This is a genomic window from Amycolatopsis silviterrae, assembly GCF_042684085.1.
Classification (GTDB): Bacteria; Actinomycetota; Actinomycetes; order Mycobacteriales; family Pseudonocardiaceae; genus Amycolatopsis; species Amycolatopsis silviterrae.
In genome coordinates this window covers 353041-377778 of sequence record NZ_JBHUKS010000008.1, presented here as the reverse complement: position 1 = coordinate 377778, position 24738 = coordinate 353041, and the positions used below count along the sequence as shown (strand labels likewise).

At 68.6% G+C, this 24738-nt stretch carries 25 protein-coding genes; 8 read left to right on the top strand and 17 right to left on the bottom strand.

Features of this window, described 5'->3' with window-relative positions:
- The first annotated feature begins 234 nt into the window (after positions 1 to 234).
- The 3 genes from ACFSVL_RS13780 (at position 235) to ACFSVL_RS13770 (ending at position 2283) form a co-directional block, all read left to right on the top strand.
- Complete coding sequence (locus ACFSVL_RS13780; RefSeq protein WP_378304036.1) at positions 235 to 825, top strand: nitroreductase family protein; 591 nt, start codon at positions 235 to 237, stop codon at positions 823 to 825.
- 107 nt (positions 826 to 932) lie between these two features.
- Positions 933 to 1595, top strand: a complete 663-nt coding sequence (locus tag ACFSVL_RS13775) for a hypothetical protein (protein ID WP_378304035.1) — start codon at positions 933 to 935, stop codon at positions 1593 to 1595.
- A gap of 70 nt (positions 1596 to 1665) precedes the next feature.
- Positions 1666 to 2283 carry a hypothetical protein gene (locus ACFSVL_RS13770; protein ID WP_378304033.1) on the top strand — a complete coding sequence of 206 codons (618 nt, stop codon included), beginning with the start codon at positions 1666 to 1668 and terminating at the stop codon, positions 2281 to 2283.
- Between the two features lie 7 nt (positions 2284 to 2290).
- Here the strand turns inward: ACFSVL_RS13770 and ACFSVL_RS13765 are convergent, their stop codons facing one another.
- Positions 2291 to 2668, bottom strand: coding sequence for a hypothetical protein (locus tag ACFSVL_RS13765; protein WP_378304031.1), 378 nt, complete (start codon positions 2666 to 2668; stop codon positions 2291 to 2293).
- A 246-nt stretch (positions 2669 to 2914) separates the two neighbouring features.
- On the opposite strand from ACFSVL_RS13765, the gene leuA reads away from it, so the two are divergent.
- Positions 2915 to 4699: a 2-isopropylmalate synthase gene (gene leuA / locus ACFSVL_RS13760; protein WP_378304029.1), complete on the top strand. Its 1785-nt coding sequence runs from the start codon at positions 2915 to 2917 to the stop codon at positions 4697 to 4699.
- A gap of 120 nt (positions 4700 to 4819) precedes the next feature.
- Positions 4820 to 5788 (top strand): helix-turn-helix transcriptional regulator, encoded by a 969-nt coding sequence (locus ACFSVL_RS13755; RefSeq protein ID WP_378304027.1) that lies wholly within the window; start codon positions 4820 to 4822, stop codon positions 5786 to 5788.
- Between the two features lie 55 nt (positions 5789 to 5843).
- Here the strand turns inward: ACFSVL_RS13755 and ACFSVL_RS13750 are convergent, their stop codons facing one another.
- Together ACFSVL_RS13750 and ACFSVL_RS13745 are read right to left on the bottom strand one after the other, a co-directional pair.
- Positions 5844 to 6761 carry an SDR family oxidoreductase gene (locus ACFSVL_RS13750; RefSeq protein ID WP_378304025.1) on the bottom strand — a complete coding sequence of 306 codons (918 nt, stop codon included), beginning with the start codon at positions 6759 to 6761 and terminating at the stop codon, positions 5844 to 5846.
- Between the two features lie 77 nt (positions 6762 to 6838).
- Positions 6839 to 7948, bottom strand: coding sequence for a serine hydrolase domain-containing protein (locus tag ACFSVL_RS13745; protein WP_378304023.1), 1110 nt, complete (start codon positions 7946 to 7948; stop codon positions 6839 to 6841).
- Positions 7949 to 8012: 64 nt separating this feature from the next.
- Here ACFSVL_RS13745 and ACFSVL_RS13740 point away from each other — a divergent pair, with 64 nt between their 5' ends.
- The gene (locus ACFSVL_RS13740; RefSeq protein ID WP_378304021.1) at positions 8013 to 8567 is read left to right on the top strand and encodes a TetR/AcrR family transcriptional regulator; all 555 of its coding nucleotides are present in this window, start codon (positions 8013 to 8015) and stop codon (positions 8565 to 8567) included.
- On the opposite strand, the gene ACFSVL_RS13735 is transcribed toward ACFSVL_RS13740, so the two are convergent.
- The gene (locus ACFSVL_RS13735; protein WP_378304019.1) at positions 8564 to 9469 is read right to left on the bottom strand and encodes a LysR family transcriptional regulator; all 906 of its coding nucleotides are present in this window, start codon (positions 9467 to 9469) and stop codon (positions 8564 to 8566) included. The genes ACFSVL_RS13740 and ACFSVL_RS13735 overlap by 4 nt on opposite strands.
- An 86-nt stretch (positions 9470 to 9555) precedes the next feature.
- Between ACFSVL_RS13735 and ACFSVL_RS13730 the strand changes: the two genes are divergently transcribed.
- Positions 9556 to 10455, top strand: a complete 900-nt coding sequence (locus ACFSVL_RS13730) for an EamA family transporter (protein ID WP_378304017.1) — start codon at positions 9556 to 9558, stop codon at positions 10453 to 10455.
- A 216-nt stretch (positions 10456 to 10671) separates the two neighbouring features.
- Here ACFSVL_RS13730 and ACFSVL_RS13725 read toward each other — a convergent pair whose 3' ends face one another.
- The 4 genes from ACFSVL_RS13725 to ACFSVL_RS13710 form a co-directional block, all read right to left on the bottom strand.
- Entirely contained in the window at positions 10672 to 11700 is a 1029-nt protein-coding gene (locus ACFSVL_RS13725; RefSeq protein WP_378304016.1) for an IS630 family transposase, read from the bottom strand.
- Between the two features lie 108 nt (positions 11701 to 11808).
- Positions 11809 to 12453: a DedA family protein gene (locus ACFSVL_RS13720; RefSeq protein WP_378304014.1), complete on the bottom strand. Its 645-nt coding sequence runs from the start codon at positions 12451 to 12453 to the stop codon at positions 11809 to 11811.
- 109 nt (positions 12454 to 12562) lie between these two features.
- Positions 12563 to 13756, bottom strand: a complete 1194-nt coding sequence (locus tag ACFSVL_RS13715; RefSeq protein WP_378304012.1) for an RNA polymerase sigma factor — start codon at positions 13754 to 13756, stop codon at positions 12563 to 12565.
- A complete protein-coding gene (locus ACFSVL_RS13710; protein WP_378304010.1) occupies positions 13753 to 14133 on the bottom strand; it encodes a YciI family protein in 381 nt (126 codons plus the stop codon). The genes ACFSVL_RS13715 and ACFSVL_RS13710 overlap by 4 nt, the downstream gene beginning before the upstream one ends.
- 103 nt (positions 14134 to 14236) lie before the next feature.
- Between ACFSVL_RS13710 and ACFSVL_RS13705 the strand changes: the two genes are divergently transcribed.
- Entirely contained in the window at positions 14237 to 14659 is a 423-nt protein-coding gene (locus ACFSVL_RS13705; RefSeq protein WP_378304009.1) for a YybH family protein, read from the top strand.
- Between the two features lie 61 nt (positions 14660 to 14720).
- On the opposite strand, the gene ACFSVL_RS13700 is transcribed toward ACFSVL_RS13705, so the two are convergent.
- From ACFSVL_RS13700 to ACFSVL_RS13660, 9 genes are all read right to left on the bottom strand, one after another.
- Positions 14721 to 15833, bottom strand: a complete 1113-nt coding sequence (locus tag ACFSVL_RS13700) for an ABC transporter ATP-binding protein (RefSeq protein ID WP_378304007.1) — start codon at positions 15831 to 15833, stop codon at positions 14721 to 14723.
- Positions 15830 to 16825 (bottom strand): ABC transporter ATP-binding protein, encoded by a 996-nt coding sequence (locus ACFSVL_RS13695; protein WP_378304005.1) that lies wholly within the window; start codon positions 16823 to 16825, stop codon positions 15830 to 15832. The genes ACFSVL_RS13700 and ACFSVL_RS13695 overlap by 4 nt, the downstream gene beginning before the upstream one ends.
- A 4-nt stretch (positions 16826 to 16829) precedes the next feature.
- Positions 16830 to 17765, bottom strand: a complete 936-nt coding sequence (locus ACFSVL_RS13690) for an ABC transporter permease (RefSeq protein WP_378304003.1) — start codon at positions 17763 to 17765, stop codon at positions 16830 to 16832.
- Positions 17762 to 18763, bottom strand: a complete 1002-nt coding sequence (locus tag ACFSVL_RS13685; protein ID WP_378304001.1) for an ABC transporter permease — start codon at positions 18761 to 18763, stop codon at positions 17762 to 17764. The genes ACFSVL_RS13690 and ACFSVL_RS13685 overlap by 4 nt, the downstream gene beginning before the upstream one ends.
- An 87-nt stretch (positions 18764 to 18850) precedes the next feature.
- Positions 18851 to 20533 (bottom strand): ABC transporter substrate-binding protein, encoded by a 1683-nt coding sequence (locus tag ACFSVL_RS13680; RefSeq protein ID WP_378303999.1) that lies wholly within the window; start codon positions 20531 to 20533, stop codon positions 18851 to 18853.
- A gap of 426 nt (positions 20534 to 20959) precedes the next feature.
- The gene (locus tag ACFSVL_RS13675; RefSeq protein WP_378303997.1) at positions 20960 to 21436 is read right to left on the bottom strand and encodes a uridine kinase family protein; all 477 of its coding nucleotides are present in this window, start codon (positions 21434 to 21436) and stop codon (positions 20960 to 20962) included.
- 44 nt (positions 21437 to 21480) lie between these two features.
- Positions 21481 to 21918, bottom strand: coding sequence for a DUF2304 domain-containing protein (locus tag ACFSVL_RS13670; protein ID WP_378303996.1), 438 nt, complete (start codon positions 21916 to 21918; stop codon positions 21481 to 21483).
- An 11-nt stretch (positions 21919 to 21929) separates the two neighbouring features.
- Positions 21930 to 22688 (bottom strand): glycosyltransferase family 2 protein, encoded by a 759-nt coding sequence (locus tag ACFSVL_RS13665; protein ID WP_378303994.1) that lies wholly within the window; start codon positions 22686 to 22688, stop codon positions 21930 to 21932.
- Between the two features lie 6 nt (positions 22689 to 22694).
- The gene (locus ACFSVL_RS13660) at positions 22695 to 24659 is read right to left on the bottom strand and encodes a DUF6541 family protein (protein ID WP_378303992.1); all 1965 of its coding nucleotides are present in this window, start codon (positions 24657 to 24659) and stop codon (positions 22695 to 22697) included.
- Positions 24660 to 24738 lie beyond the last annotated feature (79 nt).

Below are 24738 nucleotides of genomic sequence, written 5' to 3'. Positions count from 1 at the left end.
CCGAACCTCCTTGACGGGCCGGGGCGTACTCCTTGGAGGGCACCGAGGAGCGCCCACGGCCCTTCATTTGGAGAAGAGCCTACCGGCGCGAACGGCGCTCGCCACCCCATCGAGTGGTCCGCCACGGCCCGCTCGGACCATTTGGAAGTAAATTTTCCTTGACGCCAGGGGAAAGCTCGAAGCCCTTCCGCCGGAGTGACGGAGAGCACTCCTTTGGCGTACTACGTTCGCCGCATGCGCAAACCAGCCGAGACCGCCGTCCCCGTCGCGCCGCTCATCACCGAGCGTTGGAGCCCACGCGCCTACGACGAGACCGCCGAGATCACCGACGCCCAGCTGACCGCATTGCTCGAAGCCGCCAGGTGGGCGCCGTCTTTCGGCAACACCCAGCCGGCCCGCTATCTCGTCGGCCGCCGAGGCGATCCGGTGTTCCCGCGGATCCTCGCGACACTGAACTCCGGGAACCAGGCGTGGGCGTTCCGGGCGAGCGCGTTGCTGATCGGCGTGATGGTCACCACTAACGAGAAGGGCGAGGTGCCCTACACCGACTACGGGCTTGGTCTCGCGACCGAGAACCTCGTGCTGCAGGCAGTCGAGCTTGGCCTGATTGCCCACCAGATGGCCGGCTTCTCTCCGGACGCGGTCCACGCGGAGTTCAGCCTGCCGGAGGCCGCAGTGGCTCGGGTCGCGATCGCCGTCGGATCGCCCGCCGACCCGTCCGTACTCGAGGATCCGCGCCGGATCGAACGCGAACTCGCCCCTCGGCAGCGACTGCCGCTCGCGGAGTTCGCGTTCGGCGACCGATGGGGCACCCCGGCACTGTGACCGTTTCGTAACCATTCAAGGGAACCGGCATCTCGCCCATGAGGTCTGATGGACACCAAACCGGTCAGACCAATGAATCGGTGGAATATCCCTCAAGGAGTGACGAGATGCGTACTGGCCTGCCGGTTGTGACGGCGATTTCCGCTGCGACGTTGGCGCTTGCTCTGACTGGCTGCTCCAGCTCGGACGACAAGGCACCGACCCCGCCGATCGAGACGCCGGCCGCTTCCTCGGCGAGCGCGCCCTCGTCCAGCGCCGCGCCCGCCGAGGGGGGCAGCGCCTCTTCCGCCGAGTACACGAAGCAGGGCACGAAGCTGAAGATCGGCGAGAAGGCCGTGGTGCCGTTCAAGTCGAAGAGCAACACCGGCGCGCTCGGGGTGACGGTGACCGGGATCGACAAGGGCGTCGAGGCCGACCTGGCCCCGCTCAAGCTGGGCGACCGGGCCAAGGGGATGACGCCGTACTACATCCAGGTCAAGGTGACGAACGAGACCGGCTCGGACTTCGCGTACGCCTCGCTTGGCTTGATGAACGGCCTGCTCGCGGACGGCACCAAGGGCCCGCACGTGACGGTGATCGGCAAGTTCGAGAAGTGCGACAGCGAGAACGCGGACAAGACGTTCACCACGAAGGGGGCGTCGTTCACCAGCTGCGTGCTGGCGCTGGCCCCGTCCGGCGCGGAGGTGAAGGGGGCTAGCTACAGCGCTAGCACGCACCGGGACCTGGCTCCGGAGACCGACTACGGCAAGGAAGCGGTGACCTGGCAGTAAGCTGGGCGCGAGACCGCCGCGGGGGCGTCAGTCGAGGACTGGCGCCCCTTTTCGCGTCCTGGGGGAACTGATGTCCGGCAGAAGACCGATCGTCTTGGTAGCAGTGTCGGCGTTCGCGCTGTCCGCGTGTTCGAGCGTGCCCGACGCGCCGCCGCCGACCCTGACCTCGGCCCCCGTCTCGACCAGCGCGCCCGCGCGGAAGAAGATCGACTACACCAAGCCGGGTACGAAGCTCAAAATCGGCGAGAAAGCCCTTGTGCCGTTCACGACCGACTCCTCGCCAGTCGGCGCGGTCGGCATCACGGTGACCCGCATCGACCGGGGCACCGAGGCGGAAGTAGCCAAGATGAACCTCGGCGACGACCTCGCCGGGCTGGTGCCGTTCTACGTCCAGTACACCGTGTCGAACGAGACCGGCGACGACTTCTCCGCCGCCCACGTGATCGGCGTCAGCGGGCTTCTCAAGGACGGTTCCGAAGGCTGGATGAGCCTGCCCGTTGACGCACCGAAGTGCCACAGCGACAGCACCCTCGACTTCACGGCCAAGGGTGCGGCCTACGGCGGCTGCGAGATGGAACTGGTCTTCCCCGGAGCGACGGTGACCGGCGCTAAGTACGACGACAACAGCTTCGCTTGGCTGGCGAAGGGCACGGACTACCGGGAACACCCGATCGTCTGGCAGCCGTGACGACCGGTCAGGCGCCAGCGCCGCCGACCCGCCGGATGATCTTCGCCAGGATGCCCGACACGATCAGCCAGAACACCGCCGCGATGCCGTAGTTCACCAGGACTCGCAGCTTCGCGTCGCTCGGCGTGAACAGGTCCTTGAAGCCGAGCGACAGGCCGTCGGCCCAGCTGCGGACGAACGAGACGATTCCGTTGCCCTGGTTGGCCTCGCCGATGACGAAAATCACGTGCAGCACCAAGACCGCGGCGAAAAGCAGCCCGGCCCAGCGCACGAGGGACGCGATAAACGACACCGTCCGCTCGCGGGTGCGCCGCCAGTCCACCGGGGTGCGCTGGGGACGCGGCTTCGCCTCGGTTTCCTGCGCCTCTTCAGCGTGCTCGCCCATGCCGGGCAGTCTGGCACGTCGCCTCGCGGCTCGCTACCCGCTAGTAACAGGTATCAGCCACCCGACGTAACAGTTCGATCGCGGCGGGCGGCTTTCCAATCGCGGTGCCGGGTGGTTACAGTGAACCCCGTGGCGCGTGAACTCCTGCTTCGCTGCCGCGACGGGGCCTGATCTGACCGGCTCCTCGTCGCGGGGCTTTGTGGTGCCGGTCGTCCGCACCGATCCCGTCAGGAGATTTTTCCCGCGATGAGCACCGATCCTCGTACCACCAACTCCCGTCTGCGCACGCCCTCTCGTCCCGCGCCCGCCGGACAGCCCTCGTGGAACCCGCAGCGCGGCACGTCCATGCCGGTGCACCGCTACCGCCCCTGGTACGACGTAGTCGAGAACATCGACGTACCCGACCGCACCTGGCCGGACAAGCGCATCGAGCGCGCGCCGCTGTGGTGTGCGGTCGACCTGCGCGACGGCAACCAGGCGCTGATCGACCCGATGTCGCCCGCGCGCAAGCGCAAGTTCTTCGACCTGCTGGTCCGCATGGGCTACAAGGAGATCGAGGTCGGCTTCCCGGCCGCCTCGCAGACCGACTTCGACTTCGTGCGCGAGATCATCGACGAGGGCGCGATCCCCGACGACGTGCACATCCAGGTGCTGACCCAGTGCCGCCCCGAGCTGATCGAGCGCACCTTCCAGGCACTCGAGGGCGCGCCCCGGGCGATCGTCCACATCTACAACTCGACCTCGATCCTGCAGCGCCGCGTGGTGTTCCGCGAGGAGCGCGAGGGCATCAAGAAGATCGCGACGCAGGCCGCCGAAATGGTGGTCGAGCTGGCGGCGAAGCAGCCGGACACCGACTTCCGGTTCCAGTACTCGCCCGAGTCCTACACCGGCACCGAGCTGTCCTACGCGCTCGAGGTGTGCAACGCGGTCACCGAGATCTGGCAGCCGACGCCGGAGAAGCCGGTGATCCTGAACCTGCCGGCGACCGTCGAGATGGCGACGCCGAACGTCTACGCCGACTCGATCGAGTGGATGAGCCGCAACCTGGAGCGCCGCGATTCGGTGATCCTGTCGCTGCACCCGCACAACGACCGCGGCACCGGCATCGCCGCCGCCGAACTGGGCTACCAGGCAGGCGCGGACCGGATCGAGGGCTGCCTGTTCGGCAACGGCGAGCGCACCGGCAACGTCGACCTGGTCGCGCTGGGCATGAACCTCTACAGCCAGGGCATCGACCCGCAGATCGACTTCTCCGACATGGACGAGATCAAGCGGACCGTCGAATACTGCAACCAGCTGCCGGTCCCGGAACGCTCGCCGTGGGGCGGCGACCTGGTGTTCACCGCCTTCTCCGGCAGCCACCAGGACGCGATCAACAAGGGCCTCGACGCGATGAAGGACGCCGCGGACAAGCGGGGGGTCCCGATCGACGAGCACCCGTGGGAGGTCCCGTACCTGCCGATCGACCCGAAGGACGTCGGCCGCACCTACGAGGCCGTGATCCGGGTGAACTCGCAGTCCGGCAAGGGCGGCGTCGCCTACATCATGAAGGCCGAGCACCAGCTGGACCTGCCGCGCCGGCTGCAGATCGAGTTCTCGAAGGTCATCCAGGCCTACACCGACACCGAGGGCGGCGAGGTCGACCCGGCCACCATGTGGCGCGCGTTCTCGGCCGAGTACCTGGAGTCGAAGACCCCGCTGGAGCTGATCAAGCAGCGGGTGACCGACAACGGCGGCGGCGAGTACGACCTCGAGGCCACGGTGAAGGTCGAGGGCGACGAGCACGAGATCACCGGCCGCGGCAACGGGCCGATCGCCGCGTTCTTCGACGCACTGTCCACTGTGGGCTATGACCTGCGGCTCCTGGACTACAGCGAGCACACGCTGAGCCCTGGCGACGACTCGCGTGCCGCGTCCTACATCGAGTGCGCGATCTCCGACCGCGTGTTCTGGGGCATCGGCGTCGACCCGTCGATCGTCACCGCTTCACTGCGTGCCGTGGTGAGCGCGGTCAACCGGGCGAACCGCTGACCTGCGCCTGATGCGCCCCAATGTGGCATTGGGTGCATGCGACGCACCGAACGCCACATTGGGTGCATCTGACGCACCCAATGCCACATTGGGGCGTTCCGGGCCGGGCGGGAGGTGAGCATGCGGGCTGAGCGGCTGGTTGCGTTGCTGTTCACGCTGCACCGCAAACGCGCGGGCACCGTCGGGGAGCTGGCGGACGAGCTGGGCGTGACCGAGCGGACGCTGCGGCGCGATCTCGCCGCGTTGCGCGAAGCCGGCGTGCCGCTCTGGAGTGAACCAGGGCGGTACGGCGGCATCCGGCTCGTCGACGGCTGGCGTTCGAAGCTCGACGGCCTCACCTCGCGGGAGGCCGTCGCGCTGCTGGCCCTCGACGTGCCGGACGCGCTGGCCGGGCTCGGTCTCGGCACCGCGGTGGCGGCCGCGCACGCGAAAGTGTCGGCGAGCCTTCCGCAGCAGTTGCAGGAGCAGGCCCGGACTGTCGCCGGGCGCTTTCATCTCGACGCGTCGGCCTGGTTCAGTTCGCCGGACGACACGGCCGCGTTGCCTGCGGTCGCGAAAGCGGTGTGGGCGCAGCGGCAGCTCGACGTGCGGTACCGGCGGCGCGACAAGGTCACCCGGCGGACGCTCGATCCGTTCGGGCTCGTGTTGAAGGCCGGGGTTTGGTACCTGGTGGCACGGGTCGGCGACGATCTGCGGACGTATCGTGTCTCCCGGCTGGAGGCGGTCGCCGAAACCGGGGAAACCTTTGTGCGGCCGGAAGAATTCTCGCTCGCCGACTGGTGGCGGGCGTCTTCGGCGGAGTTCGAGAAGATGCCGCTGCCGTTGAAGGTGACGGCCCGGCTCGACCGGTCCGCGGCGGGTGCGTTGCGGCGGGTTTTCGGGCCGGAGTACGTGTATGAGGTGCTGGTGTCGCTCGGCCCGAAGGACGACGACGGGTGGGCCGAGGCCGAGTTTGCCATGGAGAGCAAGGAAGTCGCTGTCGGACAGCTGGTTTCCCTCGGCCCCGGCATCGAGGTGCTGACCCCGCCAGAAGTCCGCACCGCAGTCGCGGAGTTCGGTCAGGCGCTGGCTGACCGCAACCGTCCGTGAAGGGAACCCTGAGGGAATCAGAGTCCCTGAGGGTTCCCCTCACGGACAGTCGGGATCAGCGGTAGCCGCTGGCGTCGGCGGGTTTTCCGGGTTCCTGGACCTCGTCGATGTACCGCCACGCGTCCGGACGGCTGCCGTCCACGTCGTCGATCTCGTAGACCTTCGCCAGCTGTCCGCTGGAAACGGTCTGCCCGGTCCACCGGTGCCGGTCCGCGTCGGCGGCGAGGGCGACGACCGTGCGGCCGGAGAAGGCCGGCGACTCCGAGATCACGAAGTGCGGCTCGCGGACGGTCGCGTCCCGCCAGTTTTCCTCGGTGACCTCGAAGAGCTCCAGCATCGCCTCCGAACGCAGCCAGCCGGGCGTGAACGCGATCGCGGTGCAGTCGTGCGCCTTCAGCTCGGCGGCCTCGCCGACGGCCAGGACGTTGATCGCCGCCTTGGCCAGGTAGTACGGCAGCGAGGTGCCTTCGCGGTACTTCGCGTTGTACTCGGCGGTGCCGTCGGTCAGCTCGATCACGAGCCCGCCCGCGCGGCGGATGACCAGCGGAAACAGGTGGTGGCTGGTGATCAGGTGGGCGTCGAGGGACAGCCGCATCATCCGCAAGCTGTTGTCCAGCGAGTGCTCCCAGATCGGTTTGCCCCATTCCAGGTAGCGGTCGCCGCCCCAAATCCCGTCGACCAGGATGTCGAGCCCGCCGCGTGCCTCGTCGATCCGTTGTGCGAGCGTGGCGACCTCCTCGCTCACCAGGTGGTCGACCCGCAGCGCGCTTCCCTTGCCGCCAGCCGCTTCGATCCGTTCCAGGGTGTCCTCAATGGTCTCCGGACGGTCCACTTCGGACCGCCCGGCGCGCGTCGTGCGGCCGGTGACGTACACGTACGCCCCGGCCCGGCCCAGCTCGACCGCGATCGCCCGGCTCGCCCCGCGCGTGCCGCCCGCCACGAGCGCGACCTTGCCGGCCAGTTCCCCGCTCATTCGGTTGTCCTCTTTTCTGTCGGTGGACCACCAGCGTGCGGGCTAACCCTGACATCCTCTGTCCGGGTTCGCGAAATCTAGGCCGCGGGCCTAAGCGCCGAGTACAACGCGCTGATCAGCGGCTCGTTCTCCGGAGCGGCCGCGGCGGGGAACGGGATCCGGCGGCGGGTGTAGCCGTAGGCGATGCCGTTCCGGGGGTCGGCGAATGCCTGCTGGCCGCCCGCGCCGCTGTGTCCGAAGCTGCCCTGGCCCAGCTCCGGGTAACGCTCGGCGGTGGCGTGAAACCCGATGCCGAACGCCTTGTGGTCGCCCAAAACGACGTCGTGGCCGATGGACTGGATTTGCGCGAACTCGGCGGCGGTTTCCGGCTTCAGCAGGGGCGGTTCGCCGTCCAGCGAGCTGATCGCGGCGGCGTACATCCGGGCCAAGCCGCGGGCGGAGGCGACCCCGCCGAACGATGCCGGGCCGAGCCGCCGGACGTCCGGGAGGTTCGGGAGTTCCCACACCTCCGGGCCGTCGGGGTGGTGCCGGTTGAACGCGATGCCCGACAGGCTGTTCGCGGCGGGCAGCGCGAGTTGCCGTTCGGGAGTCTGGATCATCGGCTGCGCGCTGACAAACCGCGGCTCCAGTTCGGCGGGCAGGCCGAGATGGAAGTCCACTGTGTACGGATCGCGGACGCGGTCGGCGAAGTGTTCCTGGATGGTGCGGCCGGTAGCCCGGCGCACGACCTCGCCGCTGAGCGCGCCGACGACCAGTGCGTGGTAGCCGAACGTGCTTCCCGGCCGCCAGAAGGGGCGTTGCCGGGCCAGGCGTTCCGCGACGACCCGGTCGTCCGCGAGTTCGGCGCGGCTGAACCCCTCGTCGGTGCCGACCAGTCCAGCTCGGTGCGCCAGGAGTTCCCGCAGGGTGACGTCGGCCGCGAACTCCGGCCAGTAGTGACGCACCCGCTGGTCAAGCTCCAGCACTCCGTCCTGGACGAGCAGCGCGACGATCAGATGTGCCGCGCCTTTCGTCGCCGAGTACGCGCCGAGCAACGAGTCTTCGTCGATGTCGTCGCCGGTCCACAAGTCGACTACTCGTTCGCCGTGGTGGTACGCCACCAGCTGGGCGGAGCCGTCGGCGACCGCCGCGAACGTGTCACGCACCTGTTCGAAACCGGGCCGCACAGTGCCCTTGATGTCTGCCATGCCACGACCATACGCCTATTTGTGACCACTGGTCATTAACCCGGTCTGGGTAGAGTCCCGAGCTATGACCCGACCGCGGCCCGGCCGTCCCGCACAGCTCGATCGCGAGCGGATCGTCGACGCGGCGCTGTCCGCCGGAAATCTCGACACGTTGACGATGCGTGAGCTGGCGACGCGGCTCGGGGTGACGCACGGCGCGCTCTACCGCTGGGTCGCCAATCGGGACGCGCTGTTCGACCTGGTGAGCGAGGTCGTGCTCGAGCGGGTGCTTCCGCGAGAAGGGCCGCCGCGCCGGTCTTGGCGGCCGTGGCTCGCGCAGGTGGCGTGGGCGATGCACGACCAGTTCCTCGCGGTGCCTGGCTATGCGACCCGGCTGTCCCGGCCGCATCGGCACAACGCGGATTCGTTCGGACGGCTGCATGCCGAGGTGGTCGCCGCGTTCACCAATGCCGGTGTACGGCCGGAGATGGCCGAGCAGAGCTGGTACATCTTCATCACGTGCACGGTGAGCTGGCTTGCCGTGCGGGAGAATCCGCTCGACCTCGGACCGGACGCGCCTCGGTTCGAGCTGTTCCTGGACACGTTGCTGCGCGGGCTGCCCGCCAGGGAACCCAGTTAGGTCGTGAGGGCGGCGACCTCGGCGCGCATCTCGTCGATCACCGTCGCGACCGCGGGACGGTTCGCCGCGCCGGTGCGGCACACCACCTCCACCAGCCGCGCCGCGCGGATTCCGGCCAGCGGGCGGCCGACCAGGCCGCTGCCGCGCCGAGTGTCCATTGTGTACCGGGGCATCAGCGCGATCCCGTGCCCGGCGGCGACCAGCCGTTCGGTGATCCGGAAGTCGTTGATCCGCTGGACGATCTGCGGTCGCACGCCGGTCCGCACGGTCAGCGAGCGGAGGACGTCGTCGACCGGGAAGCCGTGGTCGACCGAGATCCAGCGTTCGTCGGCGAGATCGGCCAGCCCGACGCGGCGGTTGCGGGCGAGACGGTGGCCGACCGGGAGCGCGACGTCCAGCGGTTCGCGCAGCAGCGGGACGACGTCGAGCCGTTCGGTGTCGAACTCGGCCGCGTGCTCGTCGCGGTGCGCGACGACGACGTCGTAATCGGCGACCAGGCCGGGCAGTTGCGGCGGGACCATATCGACGTCGCGGACGTCGACCTCGAGGTTTTCGTGCTGGTCGATGCGCCGCAGCAGACCAGGCAGGAGCATCAGCCCGGCGGACTGGAAGATCGCGATCCGCACGCGTCCGCGCGGGGCGCTGCGGTAGGTGTCCAGCTCCGACTCGGCTCGGTCCAGCGCGGCCAGCACGTCGTCGGCGCGCGCGACGAGAGCGCGGCCGGCGTCAGTGAGCCGGAGGCCGCGACCAGCCGGTTCGGTGAGCGCGATACCGACCTCCGCCTGCAACGCGCGCAACTGCTGTGAGATCGCCGACGGCGTGCAGTGCAACGCCTGCGCGGCGGCGGTGACGCTGCCCCGATCGGCGAACTCGCGCAGCGTCCGAAGCCTGCCCAGATCCATCCGGGCAGTGTATGTGAAGCACTGCTTCACAGTCAGTACAGTTATTCTCGCTGGTCCTTCAAAGTTTGACTAGGCACAGTTGACGCATGGCCATCCGAGACCGTCTGCTCGCCGTGTTCGTCGCCGTCTTGTGGGGCCTCAACTTCATCGCGATCCACGCCACGCTCGGCCAGTTCCCGCCGATGTTCGCGGGCGCGCTGCGGTTCCTGCTGATCGCGATCCCGACGATCTTTCTTGTGCCGCGGCCGCGGGTGAAGCTGCGCTACCTGCTCGGCTACGGCCTCGGGTTCGGCACCGGGCAGTTCGCGTTCCTGTTCGTCGCCTTGGACCTGGGCATGCCGACCGGGCTCGCGTCGCTGGTGCTGCAGGCGTCGGCCCCGTTCACCGTGCTGCTCGGCGCGGTGCTGCTGCGGGAACGCGTCTCCGGACGGCAACTGGCCGGGATCCTGCTCGCCGTCGCGGGCATGACGGCGATCGCCTGGCAGCAGTCCGCCAACGCCGCGCTGGTGCCGTTGCTGCTGACCCTGCTGGCCGCGCTGAGCTGGGCGGTCGGCAACCTGAGCATGCGCCGCGCGGAGCCGGACAACCCGCTGCACCTGACGCTGTGGATGTCGGTCGTGCCGCCGCTGCCGATGCTGGCGCTGTCGGGGATCTTCGAGGGCCCGGGAGCCGCCTGGCACTCGCTGACGACGCTCGGCACGAAGACCGGGCTGATCGGCGTCGCGGGGCTGGCGTACGTGGTCATCTTCGGGACGGTCGTGGGGTCCGGCATCTGGACGACGCTGATGCGCCGCAACCCGGCGGGCGTCGTCGCGCCGTTCTCGCTGCTGGTGCCGGTGGTCGGGCTGACCGCGTCGTTCTTCCTCCTCGGCGAGGTGCCGACGGCCCTGACCCTGATCGCCGCGGCGGTGGTGATCGGCGGGGTGCTGCTGGGCTCGTTGCGGCGGAAGCCGGCGGTGACGCCGGAGGAACTGTTGCCGGTGTGAGAGGGCCCGGATACAGAACACCCCCCGGCAAGTCCGAAGACTCGCCGGGGGCTTAAGGCGGGGGTGCATGTGACGCACCCAATGCCACATTGGGCGCGTCACCTGAACGAACAAACGGGCACCAATCGGGCATTTCGGCGGCATTGAAGTCCTTTATGGACAGTCAGCGGCCCGCGACGACGCCGCCTTATTGGTCCGTAAGGCAAACTTGTCGTGTTACTCGGCGGCGTAGCGGACTTCTTCTTTGCCGAAGAAGGCTTTGACCCGGTCGGGTTGGTTCTGGCGGCGGCGCAGGTGGGTGCGGGCTTCGGTGGCGAGTTCGTGTTTGTCGCCGGGATTGGTTTGTGCGACATGGTGTTTGGTGTCGCCGTTGAGCAGTTCCACGGGGTTGAGTTCGGGGCTGTAGCCGGGCAGGAAGTGCAACTCGATCCGGTCGGCCCGCTCGGTGATCCAGTCGCGGACCGCTCTGGACCGGTGCACGGGGTGCCGGTCGGCGACGAGGTGGATCCTGCGGTCCAGGTGGCGGGTGAGCCGGTCGAGGAATCCGGTCATGATCTCGGTGGTCAGGCTGCCGTGGTAGACGGTGAAGTACAACTCGCCCTTGTTGCTGATCGCGGCCATCGCGTTGGCCCCGAACCGGACGCCGGGCTTGCCGATCACCGGGGTCCGCCCGACCGGCGCCCAGCTCGCGCCGACCGCGTTGTCCGACCGCAACCCGGTCTGGTCCAGCCACAGCACCGCCCCGCCCTCGCGGCGGGCCCGGGCCGAGATGGCCGGATAGGTCTCCTCCAGCCAGCACCGCACCGCCCCGGGGTCCTGCTCATAGGCCCGGCGCACCGGCTTCTGCGGCGAGAGCCCCCAGCCGCGCAGGTACTTGCCGATCGTCACCCGCGACAGCCTGATGCCGAACCAGCGGCAGACCAGCTCGCCCACCTGGCCGCGGGTCCACACCAGCCCCGGCAACGCCAGCTGATCCGGAAACTTCCCCAGCACCGCCCGCTTGAGCCGGGCCTGCTGCCTGACGGTGAGCGCCTTCTGCTCCTCCGGACGCCGCCCCCGTTTCCCGGACGCCAACCCCTTGTCGCCGTTGTCCCGCAACGCCTTCATCCACCGCGACACCGACCGCGACGACACCCCGAACACCGCGGCCACCTCGGCCTGGGACCGGCCCGACCCCACCGCGGCCACCACCCGCCTGCGCAGATCCTCCTGCGCCTCACCGGAAAGCCGTCGCGGGTCCGTCACAGTGACCATCATGCACCGTCAACGACTACGACAGATTTGAGTTACGGATCAATAAGTCCCTGGCACTGAGTCCGAAGACTCGCCGGGGGAATCCGATCGGGACCCGGGTCAGGCGACCGCGTCGTCCTTCGCCGCCTCCGACTCCGCCGCCGCGTGGCGGGTCATGCGCTTCTTCAGCACCAGCGTGACCACCACGCCGATCACCAGCGCCGCGCCGAGGCCTGCCCACTGGAAGCCCTTCAGCCACTTGTCGGCGACCACGCCGAGGTAGTAGATGAGCGCCGTCGTTCCGCCCGCCCACACGATTCCGCCCAGTGCGTTCGCGATCAGGAAGCGCGGGTAGTGCATGTTGAGCGATCCCGCGAGCGGGCCGGCCAGAATGCGCAGCACCGCGACGAACCGGCCGAAGAACACCGCCCACATTCCGCGTTTGTGGAACATCTTCTCGGCGCTCGCGATGTGTTCCGGGCCGAAATGCTTGGGGAACTTCCGGCCCGCCCACGCGAACAGCCGTTTGCCGCCCTTGCGGCCGATCAGGTAGCCGATGCTGTCGCCGATGATCGCGCCCGCGGTGGCCAGCACGCCGATCCACAGCGGATTCAGCCCGCTGTGCGACGACGCCAGCAGCGCGGCGCTCACCAGCACGATCTCCCCTGGCAGCGGGATGCCCAGGCTTTCGACCATCACCACCAAGCCCACCAGAAGGTAGACCGAGAGCGGAGGGATCGCCTCCAGCACGTGGTCGATGTTCACTGCCAACCCCCTTGTGTTTCGTGCCAGGTCCCCGCAGGGTACCGGCGGCGCGGGCGTCCTCGCGTCCACCTGGAGTCGGGGGTGGGGTCCGTCTTCGGGCAGGGGTTTTTCAGGGTTTTTCCGACATACCAGGCAAAGCGCGCGATTCCAGGTACTCCCGTTCCGGCAGGCTCAAGGTGCGCTGGGCGGCCCGGGCGTAGCAGGTGCGGGCACCCTCGGGATCGCCGGAGAGTTCCAGGAGATGGGCGCGGACCACGTCGGCGCGGTAATGGTCCACATCGGTCGCGTCCAATTCGGCCAGTGCGTGCGCCGGGCCTTCGACGCGGGCCAGCGCGACCAGGCGGTTGAGCGTGACCATCGGACCCGGCGCGATCTGCTGGAGAAGGTCGTACAGCAGCAGGATCTGCGGCCAGTCGGTGGCGTCCGCGGTCTCGGCTTCGTCGTGGACGGCGGCGATCGCGGCTTGCAGTTGGTACGGGCCGACTTGCGTGGTGGCCAGCGCGTGTTCGATGAGCGCGCTGCCTTCGGCGATCGCGGACGTGTCCCACCGCGCACGGTCTTGTTCGGCCAGCGGCACGGGGATTCCGTCGCGGCCAGTGCGGGCGGGGCGGCGCGCGTCGGTGAGCAGCATGAGCGCGAGGAGTCCGGCGACCTCGCCGTCGGCGGGCAGCAGGGCGTGCAGTTGCCGGGCCAGCCGGATGGCTTCGGCGGTCAACTCGACGCGGTTCACCGCGCTGCCGGAGCTGGCGGTGTGGCCTTCGGTGAACACGAGATACAGCACCTGCAACACCGCGGCGACGCGTGCCGGCAGCTCATCTTTGGGCGGCAGGGCGAAATCCGCGCCGCGCAGTTTCTGTTTCGCCCGGCTGATCCGCTGGCCGATCGTCGGTTCCGGGACCAGGTACGCCCGCGCGATCTCGGCGGTGGTGAGGCCGCCGACGGCGCGCAAGGTCAGGGCAACTTGTGCTGGCCGGGTCAACGCGGGATGGCAGCAGAGCAAGAGCAGCGTGAGGGTGTCGTCCTGCTGCGGCACAAGCTCGAAGGACGGCGGTTCCAGCGCGGCCACCGTCTCCTCGCGACGGATGCGAGCGGCTTCGTTGCGCCACATCTCGATTCGCCGGCGCGAGGCCGTCGTGATGAGCCAGGCCTTCGGATTGTCCGGAACACCGTCGCGCGGCCATTGCACGGCGGCGGCGAGCAAGGCCTCCTGCACGGCGTCCTCGCATTTGCCGAAATCGCCGTAGCGGCGCACGAGCGCGGTCAGCACCTGCGGGATGAGGTCGCGCAGGAGGCCGTCGATCACAGCTCGAAGTCCACGTCGCCGGTCAGGCCCATCACGGGCCGGACCTCGATCGTCGCGAACGGAGCCTCCGGGATCTTCGCGGCGATCTCCAGCGCGCGGGCCTCGGAAGCGCACTCCAGCAGGTAGAAGCCGGCGAGCTGTTCCTTGATCTCGGCGAACGGGCCGTCGGTGGTGCTCACCCCGTCCGGCTGGACGTGGACCTGTTTGGTCTGTTCCGGCGCGGCAAGCCGTTCGGACACGATCCGCTCGCCGGTGCCTTCCAGCTCCTCGTGGAACCGCTGGTAGGCGCGCAGGCCCTCGGCCTTCTGCTCGTCGGTCATCCCCGCCCAGGCCGCGCGCGACGCCGGGTTGCCGTAGATCAGGACCAGATACTTCATCGGAAGCCTCCTCGAAAAGTTTTTCCACCCCAGATGTCGAAGCCGCGCGGGCGGCTTCGACGTCCCGGACGAACGCACCGCCTGAGGAGAAGGAGACCACAAAATGTCCGAGAACGAGATCCGCGACCTGCTGGCCGAGCACACCGCCGCGACGCACGCGAAGGACCCGCAGCGGCTCGTCGCCTGCTACGCCGACAAGGCGGTCCGGTTCGACCTCGCCCCGCCGCTGGCCACGACCGGTGCTTCCGCGGAGTTCATCACGCAGTGGTTCAGCACCTTCGACGGCCCGATTTCCCGCACCCACCACGACGAGGAGATCACCGTGTCCGGCGAGCTGGCAGTGGTGACGGCGCTGACCAAGCTGACCGCGACCCCGATGGGCGCGAGCGAATCGTTCACTCTCTGGTTCCGCAGCACGTTTGCCTTGCAGCGGCGGGAAAACGGCTGGCTGATCTCGCACGAGCACAGCTCGACGCCGTTCCACATGGACGGTTCGTTCCGCGCTGCCGTCGATCTTCAGCCCTGAAAAAGCCGTGAGGGGAACCCAGAGGGAATCTGATTCCCTCTGGGTTCCCCTCACGGACGACTCAGAGAATCTCAGCAGCCGAGCCGACATCCGGCGGGCCAAGGTCCGGGTTCAGCGCCCCGGCGTCGACCAGCTCAACGTCGACCTTGTGCGGCTGGATCCGCCCGTCGCGGATGTCCTCCGCGAAGTGGCAGGCCACCCGGTGCCCGTCGCCGATCTCGCGCAGCTGCGGGCGATCGGTGGTGCACAGGCTGTCCTGCTTCCACGGGCACCGCGTGTGGAAGCGGCAGCCCGACGGAGGATTGGCCGGCGACGGGAGGTCGCCGGCGAGCAGGATCTGCTCGCGGCTGTCCTCCACCACCGGGTCCGGCACCGGGATCGCCGACAGCAGCGCCCGCGTGTAGGGATGCAGCGGATTCTGGTACAGCTCCTCCGACGTCGTCTCCTCGACCAGCGCGCCGAGGTACATCACGCCGATCCGGTCGGAGATGTGCCGGACCACCGCGAGGTCGTGCGCGATCACCACGTACGTGAGACCGAGCTCTTCCTGCAGATCCTCCAGCAGGTTCACCACCTGCGCCTGCACCGAAACGTCCAATGCGGACACCGGCTCGTCGGCGACGATCAGGTCCGGCTGCACCGACAGCGCCCGCGCGATGCCGATGCGCTGGCGCTGCCCGCCGGAGAACTCGTGCGGGTACTTCCGCAGCGAGGTCTCCGGAAGGCCGACCGCGCTCAGCAGTTCGCGCAGCCGCTTCGCGGTGGACTCCTTGTCCTTGTCCAGGCCGTGCGCGCGCATGCCCTCGACGAGGATCGACTCGACCGACTGGCGCGGGTCCAGGCTCGACATCGGGTCCTGGAACACCATCTGCATCCGCCGCCGCGCCTTGCGCAGCTGCTCGCCCTTGAGGTGGGCGACGTCGGTGCCGTCGAACACGACCTTGCCGCCGGTCGGCTCGTTGAGCCGCAGGATCGCGCGGCCGAGCGTCGACTTGCCGCAGCCGGATTCGCCGACCAGGCCGTAGGTTTCGCCGCGGCGGATCGACAGGTCGACCCCGTCCACCGCGAACACGTGGCCCACCGTGCGGTCCACGACGATGCCGCGCTTGATCGGGAAGTGCACCTTGAGATCGGTGACCTCGAGCAGCACCTCTTCGGTGTTCGCCACCGTCATCGGGTCCCTCCTCCTGCCGCCACGGCGGGTTGCACCGGGTTGTGGCAGCGCAGCAAGCCGTTCCGGTCCGCAACCAGCTCCGGCGAATTCTCCAGGCAGGCGGCCACCGCGTTCGGGCAGCGCGGCGCGAACGCGCATCCGCCGTCCCACGGGATGTTGTCGGCCACCGAACCGCGGATCGGCACCAGCTTCTCGCCGCGACCCTCGTCGAGCCGCGGGATCGAGGCCAGCAGGCCGTGCGTGTACGGATGCCGCGGCTGGGCGAACAGCGAATGCCGTTCCTGGCGCTCCACGATCCGGCCGCCGTAGAGCACGTTGACCTCGTCGCAGAGCCCGGCGACGACGCCGAGGTCGTGCGTGATCATCACCAGCGCGGTTCCGGTGTCCTGCACCAGTTCCCGCAGCAGGGCGAGGATCTGCGCCTGGATCGTCACGTCGAGCGCGGTGGTCGGCTCGTCCGCGATGAGCAGCCGGGGACGGCACGCCAGCGCGATCGCGATCAGCGCGCGCTGCCGCATCCCGCCGGAAAGCTGGTGCGGGTACTCGGAAAGCCGCCGTGTCGGGTCGGGAATGCCGACCTTGTCGAGCAGTTCCGCCGCTTCGATCCGCGCCTTCTTGCGCGGCATGTCGCGGTGGCGCTCCAGCACCTCGGTGATCTGCAGCCCGATCGGGATGACCGGGTTCAGCGAGGACAGCGGGTCCTGGAACACCATGCCGAGATCGCGGCCGCGCCGGTCGCGCATGTCGCGGTCGGACAGGGTCAGCAGGTCGGTGCCCTCGAAGCGCACCGATCCGCTGACGGTGTTGCCGCGCTTGGCGAGCAGCCGCATGATCGCGAGCGAGGTCACCGACTTGCCGCAGCCGGACTCGCCGACCAGTCCGACCGTCTGGCCGGGTTCGACGTCGAAACTCACGCCGTCGACCGCGGTGAACGGACGTTCGCCGCGGCGCTGGAACACGACCTTCAGGTCGCGGACTTCGAGAAGTGCCACGGGGTCACCGCCGGTTCTTCGGGTCGAGGGCTTCGCGGAGGGACTCGCCGAGCAGCGTGAACCCGAGCGCCACGATGATGATCGCGATCGCCGGGTAGTACGCCAGTTCGGGCCGGATGTCGAGGAAGTGCTGGGAAGCGTTGCCCAGCATCAATCCCCACTCCGCGCGGGTCGGGTCCGGGTCGCCGAGACCGAGGAAGGACAGCGCCGCGGCCTCCAGGATCGCGGTCGCCAGGGTCAGCGTCGCCTGCACGATCACCGGGCCGAGCGAGTTCGGCAGCATGTGCCGGAACACGATCGTCGTCCGCTTCACGCCGAGCGACGTCGCCGCCAGCACGTGGTCCGCCTCGCGCTGGGCGAGCATCGAACCGCGCAGCAGCCGGGCGAAAATCGGCACGCCGATGATCGACACCGCGATGATCACCGTCCACTGGCTCGGCTTCGCGAACATCGCCGCGATCGAAATCGCCAGCAGCAGCGAGGGAAACGCCAGCAGCACGTCGACCACTCGCATGAGGACGGTGTCGACCCAGCCGCCGAACGCGCCCGCGAGCCCGCCGATCAGCGCGCCGATGAGCACACCGATCACCGTGGCGAGCACGCCGACCAGCAGCGTCTGCTGTGCGCCGATCAGCAGCCGGGACAGGAAGTCGCGGCCGAAGTCGTCGACGCCGAGCGGGAAACCGGGCTGTGCGCCCGGAATGATGCCGCGGCCGAGGATGACCTTGTCCTGCAGATACCGGACCTGCGGGTCCTTCGGCGCGAGCAGCGGCGCGAAAATGGCCAGCAGCAGGAACAGCAGGGTGATCACGCCGCCGACGATCGCCACCGGGCTGCGCAGCATCCGGCGCACCGCCTCGGCGCCGAGGCTCCGCCCGCCCGCCGACGCCGCGGCGAGCTTGTCGATCGGCTCTTTCTTCTTGTTCAGCAGAGTGTTCACCGCACACGCACCCTCGGGTCGATGAGCCCGTAGGAAATATCCACGAGCATGTTCACGAGCACGTAGACCAGTGCCCCGAGGAGGAGCAGCGCCTGCAGCCGCGGGTAGTCCCGCTTGTCGATCCCTTCGGCGAGAAGGAAACCGAGGCCGCGGAAGTTGAACACGCGCTCGGTCAGCACGGCGCCGCCGAGCAGCGCGCCGGTCTGCAGGCCGATCGTGGTGACCACCGGCAGCAGGGCGTTGCGCAGCACGTGCCGCTGGCGGACCACGGGCTGGGTGAGGCCCTTCGAGTTCGCGGTGCGGATGAAGTCCTCGTTGAACACGTCGAGCACCGACGCGCGGGTGATCCGGGTGATCACCGCGAGCGGAATCGTCGCGAGCGCGAGGGCGGGAAGAATGAGGTGCTTGATCGCGTCCCAGACCGCGTCCCATTCGCCGGTCATGATTCCGTCGAGAATGGCGAAATGCGTGACGACGGTGGCGTTGATGCCGGGTGCCTGCCTGCCTTGCGACGGCAGTCCGAGCGGCGTGGAAAGCAGGTCCTGCATCATGTAGCCGAGGAAGAAGATCGGCACCGCGACGCCGACCAGCGTCAGCACGATGATGACGTTGTCGACGACCTGCCCGCGGAACCGGGCGCCGAGATAACCGAAGGAAATCCCGAACACCACGGCGAGGATCATCGCCGAGACGCCCAGTTCGATGGTCGCCGGAAGGAACGTGCCGATCTCCGACATCACCGGCCGGGTCGACACGAGCGAATTACCGAAATCGCCGGTGACCGCCCGGCCGAGGAATTTGAAGTACTGCACGAAAATCGGCTGGTCGAGGCCGAGCACGTGGTTCAGGTTCGCCAGTTTTTCCGGAGTCGCCTTGTCGCCCAGCAGCGCGGACGCGGGCCCGCCGGGGAGTGAGCGCAACCAGGCGAACACCAGGATGGACAGGATGAGCAGCGTCGGGATCGCTTGTAGCAGCCGACGCACGAGGAAACGGAGCACGAGTAGTCCTTTGTGTACAGCCCGGGAACGAGGCCAAGGGCAGGCGCGGTAGCACCTGCCCTTGGCCTGGCTGCTCAGTGGAGCACGTCAGCCGATCGTGACGTTGTCGAAGCGTTCGTCGGTGAGCGGGCTGGCGACCACGCCCTTGATCTTCGGGCCGACCACGATCGCCGGCGTCGGGTAGGCGATCGGGATGGCCGGCAGGTACTCCATGATCTTCTTGTTGGCTTCCTGGTACGCCTTGGCGTGCGCGTCGCCGGCCGGCGCGGCGTCCGCGTCGGCGAGCGCCTTGAAGATGCTCTGGTCCTCCAAGCCGAATTCCGGCTTCGGGCGGCCGAAGAAGGTGCCGACGAAGTTGCCCGCGTCGTTGTAGTCACCGGTCCAGCCGAGCAGGTGGATGTCCTGCTTGCCGTTCTGCTGCACGTCGTCCTTGTACCCGCCGTTCCACGACTCGGCGACCGGCTGCACGTTGATGCCGATGGCCTTCAGGTCCTCGGAGATCGCGGTGTAGGTGTCGGCCGGGTTCGGCATGTAGGGCCGGGTGACCTCGGTCGGGTAGTAGAACTTCAGCGTCATGCCCTCGGCGCCGGCCTGCTTCAGCAGGTCCTTGGCCTTGGCCTGGTCCCAGTCGTACTTGGCGACGTCGTCGGTGTAGCCGGTGATCGCCTTCGGCACGAACTCGGTCGCGACCTCGGAACCTTCGGCCAGCTTGGACTTCACGAACTGCGCCCGGTTGATGCCGTAGGCCAGCGCCTTGCGGACCCGCGGGTCCTTGAGCTTGTCGCCGTTGGGGCCCTTCTGGTTGATGCCCAGGTAGAGCACGTTGAACGACGGGCGGATCAGCACCTGCTCGCCGTCGTTGCGCAGCAGCCCGTAGTCGGCGGGGGCCGGGAAGTCGTACCCGTTGATGTCGCCTGCCTTGAGCGCCTGCTTGCGGGCGTTCTCGTCCGGGATCACCTTGAACACGAGCTTGTCCAGCTTCGCAGGCTGCGGCATCGTGCTGGTCTCGTTGCGCACCAGGGTGATCTGGCCGTTGCCCTGGTCCCAGCCCTCGAACTTGAACGGGCCGGTGCCGGTCGGGTGCTTGTAGCCGTACTCCGGGTACGTGATCGACGTGCCGGAGCCGGTGATGTTGTCCGCGTTGTACTTCTTCAGCGCGGTGGGGCTCTGGATCGCGAACGACGGCAGCGTGAACGCGGCCGGGAAGGCGCCCTTCGCGCGGTTCAGGTTCAGAACCGCGGTGTGGTCGTCCTTCGCCTCGCAGCTCTTGTAGACCGGCTGGCCCTTGGTGGTGCCCTCGTTGTGCGCGAAGCCCTCGAAGACGTCGCCGTAGTAGATCATCTGGCTCTGGGCGGTGGCGCCCTTCATGTTGTACCAGCGATCGAAGTTGAAACAGACGGCCTTGGCGTCGAACGCGGTGCCGTCGCTGAACTTCACGCCCTGCTTGAGGTCGAAGGTCCAGGTCTTGCCGTCGTTGCTCGGCGTCCACTTCGTGGCGAGCGACGGGGCCAGGTCCGCGGTGCCCGGCTTGTTCTGGATCAGCGTGTCCAGCATCTGCCGGGTGATCCGGAAGGTCTCGCCCTCGTCGTTGAAGATCGGGTCGAACATCTTCGGGTTGCCGGTGTTGCCGAAGACCATGGTGCCCCCGGAACCACCGCCTCCGGCCTCGTCGCGCTTCGATTCCGCACACGCGGACAGCGAGACCGCGAGCGCGCCCGCGAGCCCGATCAGAGCTGCCCGGCGTGTTCGGGTCAGCCGCAATTGCTGCATCTGGCACCCCTTGGGAATGTTCGGTGTCTCGAAATTCACCGTCGGCGGTCAGTTCGGGAAGACCAGTGCGATCGGTGTGTTCGGTGACACTAGCGGCAACTCGGCCTCCGCTTAAGCACGTGAGGTTACGATCGCGCTACGTAAGGCCCAAATTGACCGCAACGTGTCGGCAATTGTGCGCTCTGCGTAGCGAAATCCGCCGGTTTGGTACGTTGAGTGGCGGTTTGCTCACCCACTTGGCCTAAGCGGGCGGGTTGTCCGTTCCGGGTGCCGTGGATGTTCCGGAACTCGTCCGGGCCCTCGCCGCACTGCCCGGGAAGGGCACGGAAACAGCCCGAATGTACTCGAGTTTCCAGTGCTCGCGCATTCCGCGCAATAGCCGTTTTCGCTGGTGGCAAACCGAGGTCGAGCCGGGATTCCGGTTGTTCAGACCAGCTTGTCCGCCGCTTCGCGAGTGCCGTCGACCGCGAACCAGCCGCGTTCGAACAACTGCCAGCGCCGCAGCTCGGCGCGCGCCTCCTCGCCGTCCCGGGCGACTGCCCTGGACAACCGTTCAGCCTCAGTACCGCCCTCGATCCAGCACAGCTGAGACAGCCGGGACCGCACCGCCCGGCGTCCGCTCGACACGCCTTCCAGCACCAGCACCTCGGGCACCTCGACGGCCACCAGCTCGCCCGGTTGCGGCGTGCCAGAGGTCCAGTCCATCCGGCGATACTCCCCGGGACGACCTTGCGCCAGTGGACCCAGCACGCCGGTCTCCAGCTGCGGCCACCACGCGACAGGATCGTTCCAAGTGGCGAATGCGTCCGTGCTGACCAGCTCGGCACGCGGCCCCAGTGCTTCGACCGCTTCGGCGGCGAGAGTGGACTTTCCGGCCCCGGACGGGCCGTCGATGGCGAGCACCCGGACGCCGCCGAGCCGGGGCGGAGCGGCGAGCAGCGCGGAGATCAGCGAACGCGTGCTGGGCTCGCTTCGGGCAGGCCGTCCACATTGTCGGGTGCGGACGTGCGCTTCTCCAGCTCGGCGATGCGTGCTTCGAGGTCGCGCTGGGTGTCTTCCAGTTCGCAGCGCAGCAACGCGGTCTCCTCGACCGCGGTGCGCACCTCTTCCTCCAGGTGCCCGACCTCGGTCGACAGCTGCAGCGAAACCAGTGCGAGGACCACTCCGGACAGGAAGAAGACGAAGTTCGACGGGGTTTCGACGCCGGTCAGATGCGCCACGAAGTCCGCGACCGACGGCACCACGGCGAGGATCACTACGCCGATGGCCACCACGAGCCAGATGCCGGCGTACTTCTCGCGCAGCTTGCGCCGCCGCATCATCTCGATGACGACGAACAGCACCAGACACGCGATGACGATGCTCAGTACGCGCCAGCCTGCCATGCGGGACCTCCCTACGCGGCGTCGGAAGAATCGACGGACGGACGACGGCGGACCAGCGCCAGCAGCAGCGCGAGCCCGGCGCGGCCCAGGTACACGGCGGATTTCACCGGCGAATGGCTCGGCGTGCCGCCCGCCCGCTCCCGCATCAGGACCGGAGTTTCCTCGATCCGGAGCTTCGCCCGGATCGCCATCACGAGCGCCTCGACCGTGTCGCCGAGGTACTCGGCCGGGTAGTACGCGGCGAACAGCCGGATCGCGCGCGGCCCCATCGCCTTGAACCCGGACGTGACGTCGGTGAGCTTGTTCCCGGCCAGCTTGCTGAACACCAGGGACAGCACGACCATCGCGTACTTGCGCGGACCGACGGCCCGGTACGCGCCCTTGCCCGCGAACCGCGAGCCGATCGCGATGTCGGCGCCCTCGTCGAGCAGCCGCAGCAGCGCGCCGACCTCGTCGGGATCGTGCTGCCCGTCGGCGTCGACCTGGACCACCGCGTCGTAACCGCGCGCGACGGCATAACGGAACCCGGTGCGCATCGCGCCGCCAACGCCGAGGTTCACCGACAGCCGGGCCACCTTGGCGCCCGCGGCACGCGCGAGTTCGGCGGTGCGGTCGTGCGAGCCGTCGTCGACGACGAGCACGTCCATCCCGGGCAAGGACTGCTTGACCTGGGCGAGCACCGACGAAACGCTGTCCTGCTCATTGAAGGCCGGCATCACGATGAGCACGCGGCGGGTGCTCACGAGTGTGCTGGACACGACAGCCACCATAACCGCTCACTCCCCGTGCGGAGTGCTAGCCCCGGGCGCGGCGGCGGATCCGGTCACTCCGGACTGCCCCGCGATCTGGTAAATCGTCGCGTCCGGGTTGCGGAAGACCACCCGGAACATCGGGCCTTCGGTGATCCGCGCCACGCCGACCGACTGGATGGCGTTGTCGGCGGCGAGGCCCTTGCCCTGGATGACATAGCGGACGTGCAGGTCGGTGAGGTCCTTGCGGACCTGTGGGTACTTGTCGACCTGGTCCACCCACGCGCTCAGGTACGCGGCCTTGGTGTTCCCTTCGGCGCCGTAGTAGTTCCACTCGACCGGCATCACGCCGGACAGCGCGTACATCCACGCCGAGCCGTCGGCCTTGTTGTTCATCACGTGTTCGCCGGGCACGGTGTGCTGGCCGAGCCACGCGTACGCGGCTTCCTCCGCTTTGGACACCGTCGGCCCGTCCTTGTAGGTGGTCGACAGCCGCACCGCGTTGCGTCCGACGTAGCCGCCCCCGCTCAGCCCGCCGAGCACCACGGCCAGCAGCAGCACCGCGACCCCGGTGAGCGCGACCGGCTTCAGCTTCACCCGGGGCTGCATCTTGCGGACCAGCCACGCGACAGCGGTGTGCGCGAACTCGCCGAACGCCACCGCACCGGCGAGCGGCACGAGCGCGGCGATCCGCCAGTGGTCGTTGTAGAAGACGCTCGTGACCGTCTGCACGATGCCCGATTCGAGCGCCACGGTGACCATGAACAGGCCGCCGAACACGACGTACGCGCCGACCATCCACATCATCCGCCGGTGCCGCACCATCAGCACGATCCCGATGAACGCGGGCACGCCGACCCACCACTGCGGGAACTCCGACATCGGGGAGAAGGTGAGCGTCTCGCCGAGGCCGCCGGCGAGCGTCGCCTCCGGTGCCCAATGCGCGCTCGTCACGCCGCTCGCGTTGTAGAGCGACGGCAGCACGAGCGGTACGCCGAGGACAATCGCCAGCCCGACGGTCGCGATGAGCGAAGGCGCGCTGCGCCGCCATTCGATCTTCTCGTAGCGGAACAGCACCGCCAGCAGGATCAGCAGGAAGTAGCCGACGAGCACGAACACGACGCTGGTGTGCAGGCCGCACAGCCCGGCGACGCCGACCCCGATCGCGACCGGGCCCGCGATGCCGTCCGGCTTCAGCAGGTACCGCGCGAGCACGAGCATCGCCGGGATCAGCGCGACGCCCGCGACGTACGGCCACAGTGGACCGCGCCACAGCGAGTCGTAGGGGAATGCGCTGAACCACGTGGTGACCGCGGCGGCCGCGGCGGTGCCCAGCGCGGGCATGCCCCACACCCGGCACAGCGCCGCGACACCGACCGGCACGGTGAAGATCACCGCGAGCGCGGCCAGGTTCAGCGTGGGCATCATGGTGAGCCCGCCCTTGCCGAAGACCAGCGAGAGCAGCGCGTGATAGGTGTCGGGGTAGAAGTAGTTGGTCTGGTTCGGCAGATTCGCGATCGTGCCCACAGTGGACGGCCGGGCGTCGCCGTGCTCGGCGATCCAGCGGATCAGGTTGCCGTGGAACGGCGCGTCCCAGCCCTGCTGGACGGTGTTGATCCCGCTGCTGCCGCGCAGGAACGTGACCGCGCCCACGGCCATGCCCGCCACGACGCCGACCGCCATCACGACGTGGTCGCGCAGCGGGAGCTTCGGCAGCTCGTCGACGGTCCAGTCCGGGTGCCGGGCCGCGCGCAGCCGGCGCGCCCCGAAGGCGAGGCCGAAGCCGACGACCGCGAGGACGAGCGTCCAGAGCGCGACCGACAGCATCGTCCAGCGGACGCCGAGCCCGCCGAGCACCGGGACGCCGAGCGCCACGACTCCGAAGGTGAGCAGCGGCGCGGTGGCCGCGAGAGTCCACCCGCGCAGCCGGATGGCGGCCCCGAAGACGAGCCCGGGCACCCAGAATGCGAGCAGCACCAGAAGAACGTTCATCGAATTCGCGGTCCAAACCTGATCGGCATTTTACGTTCGCCGCACACCGATGCCGGCGGCTGCGAAGTCACACTACTGC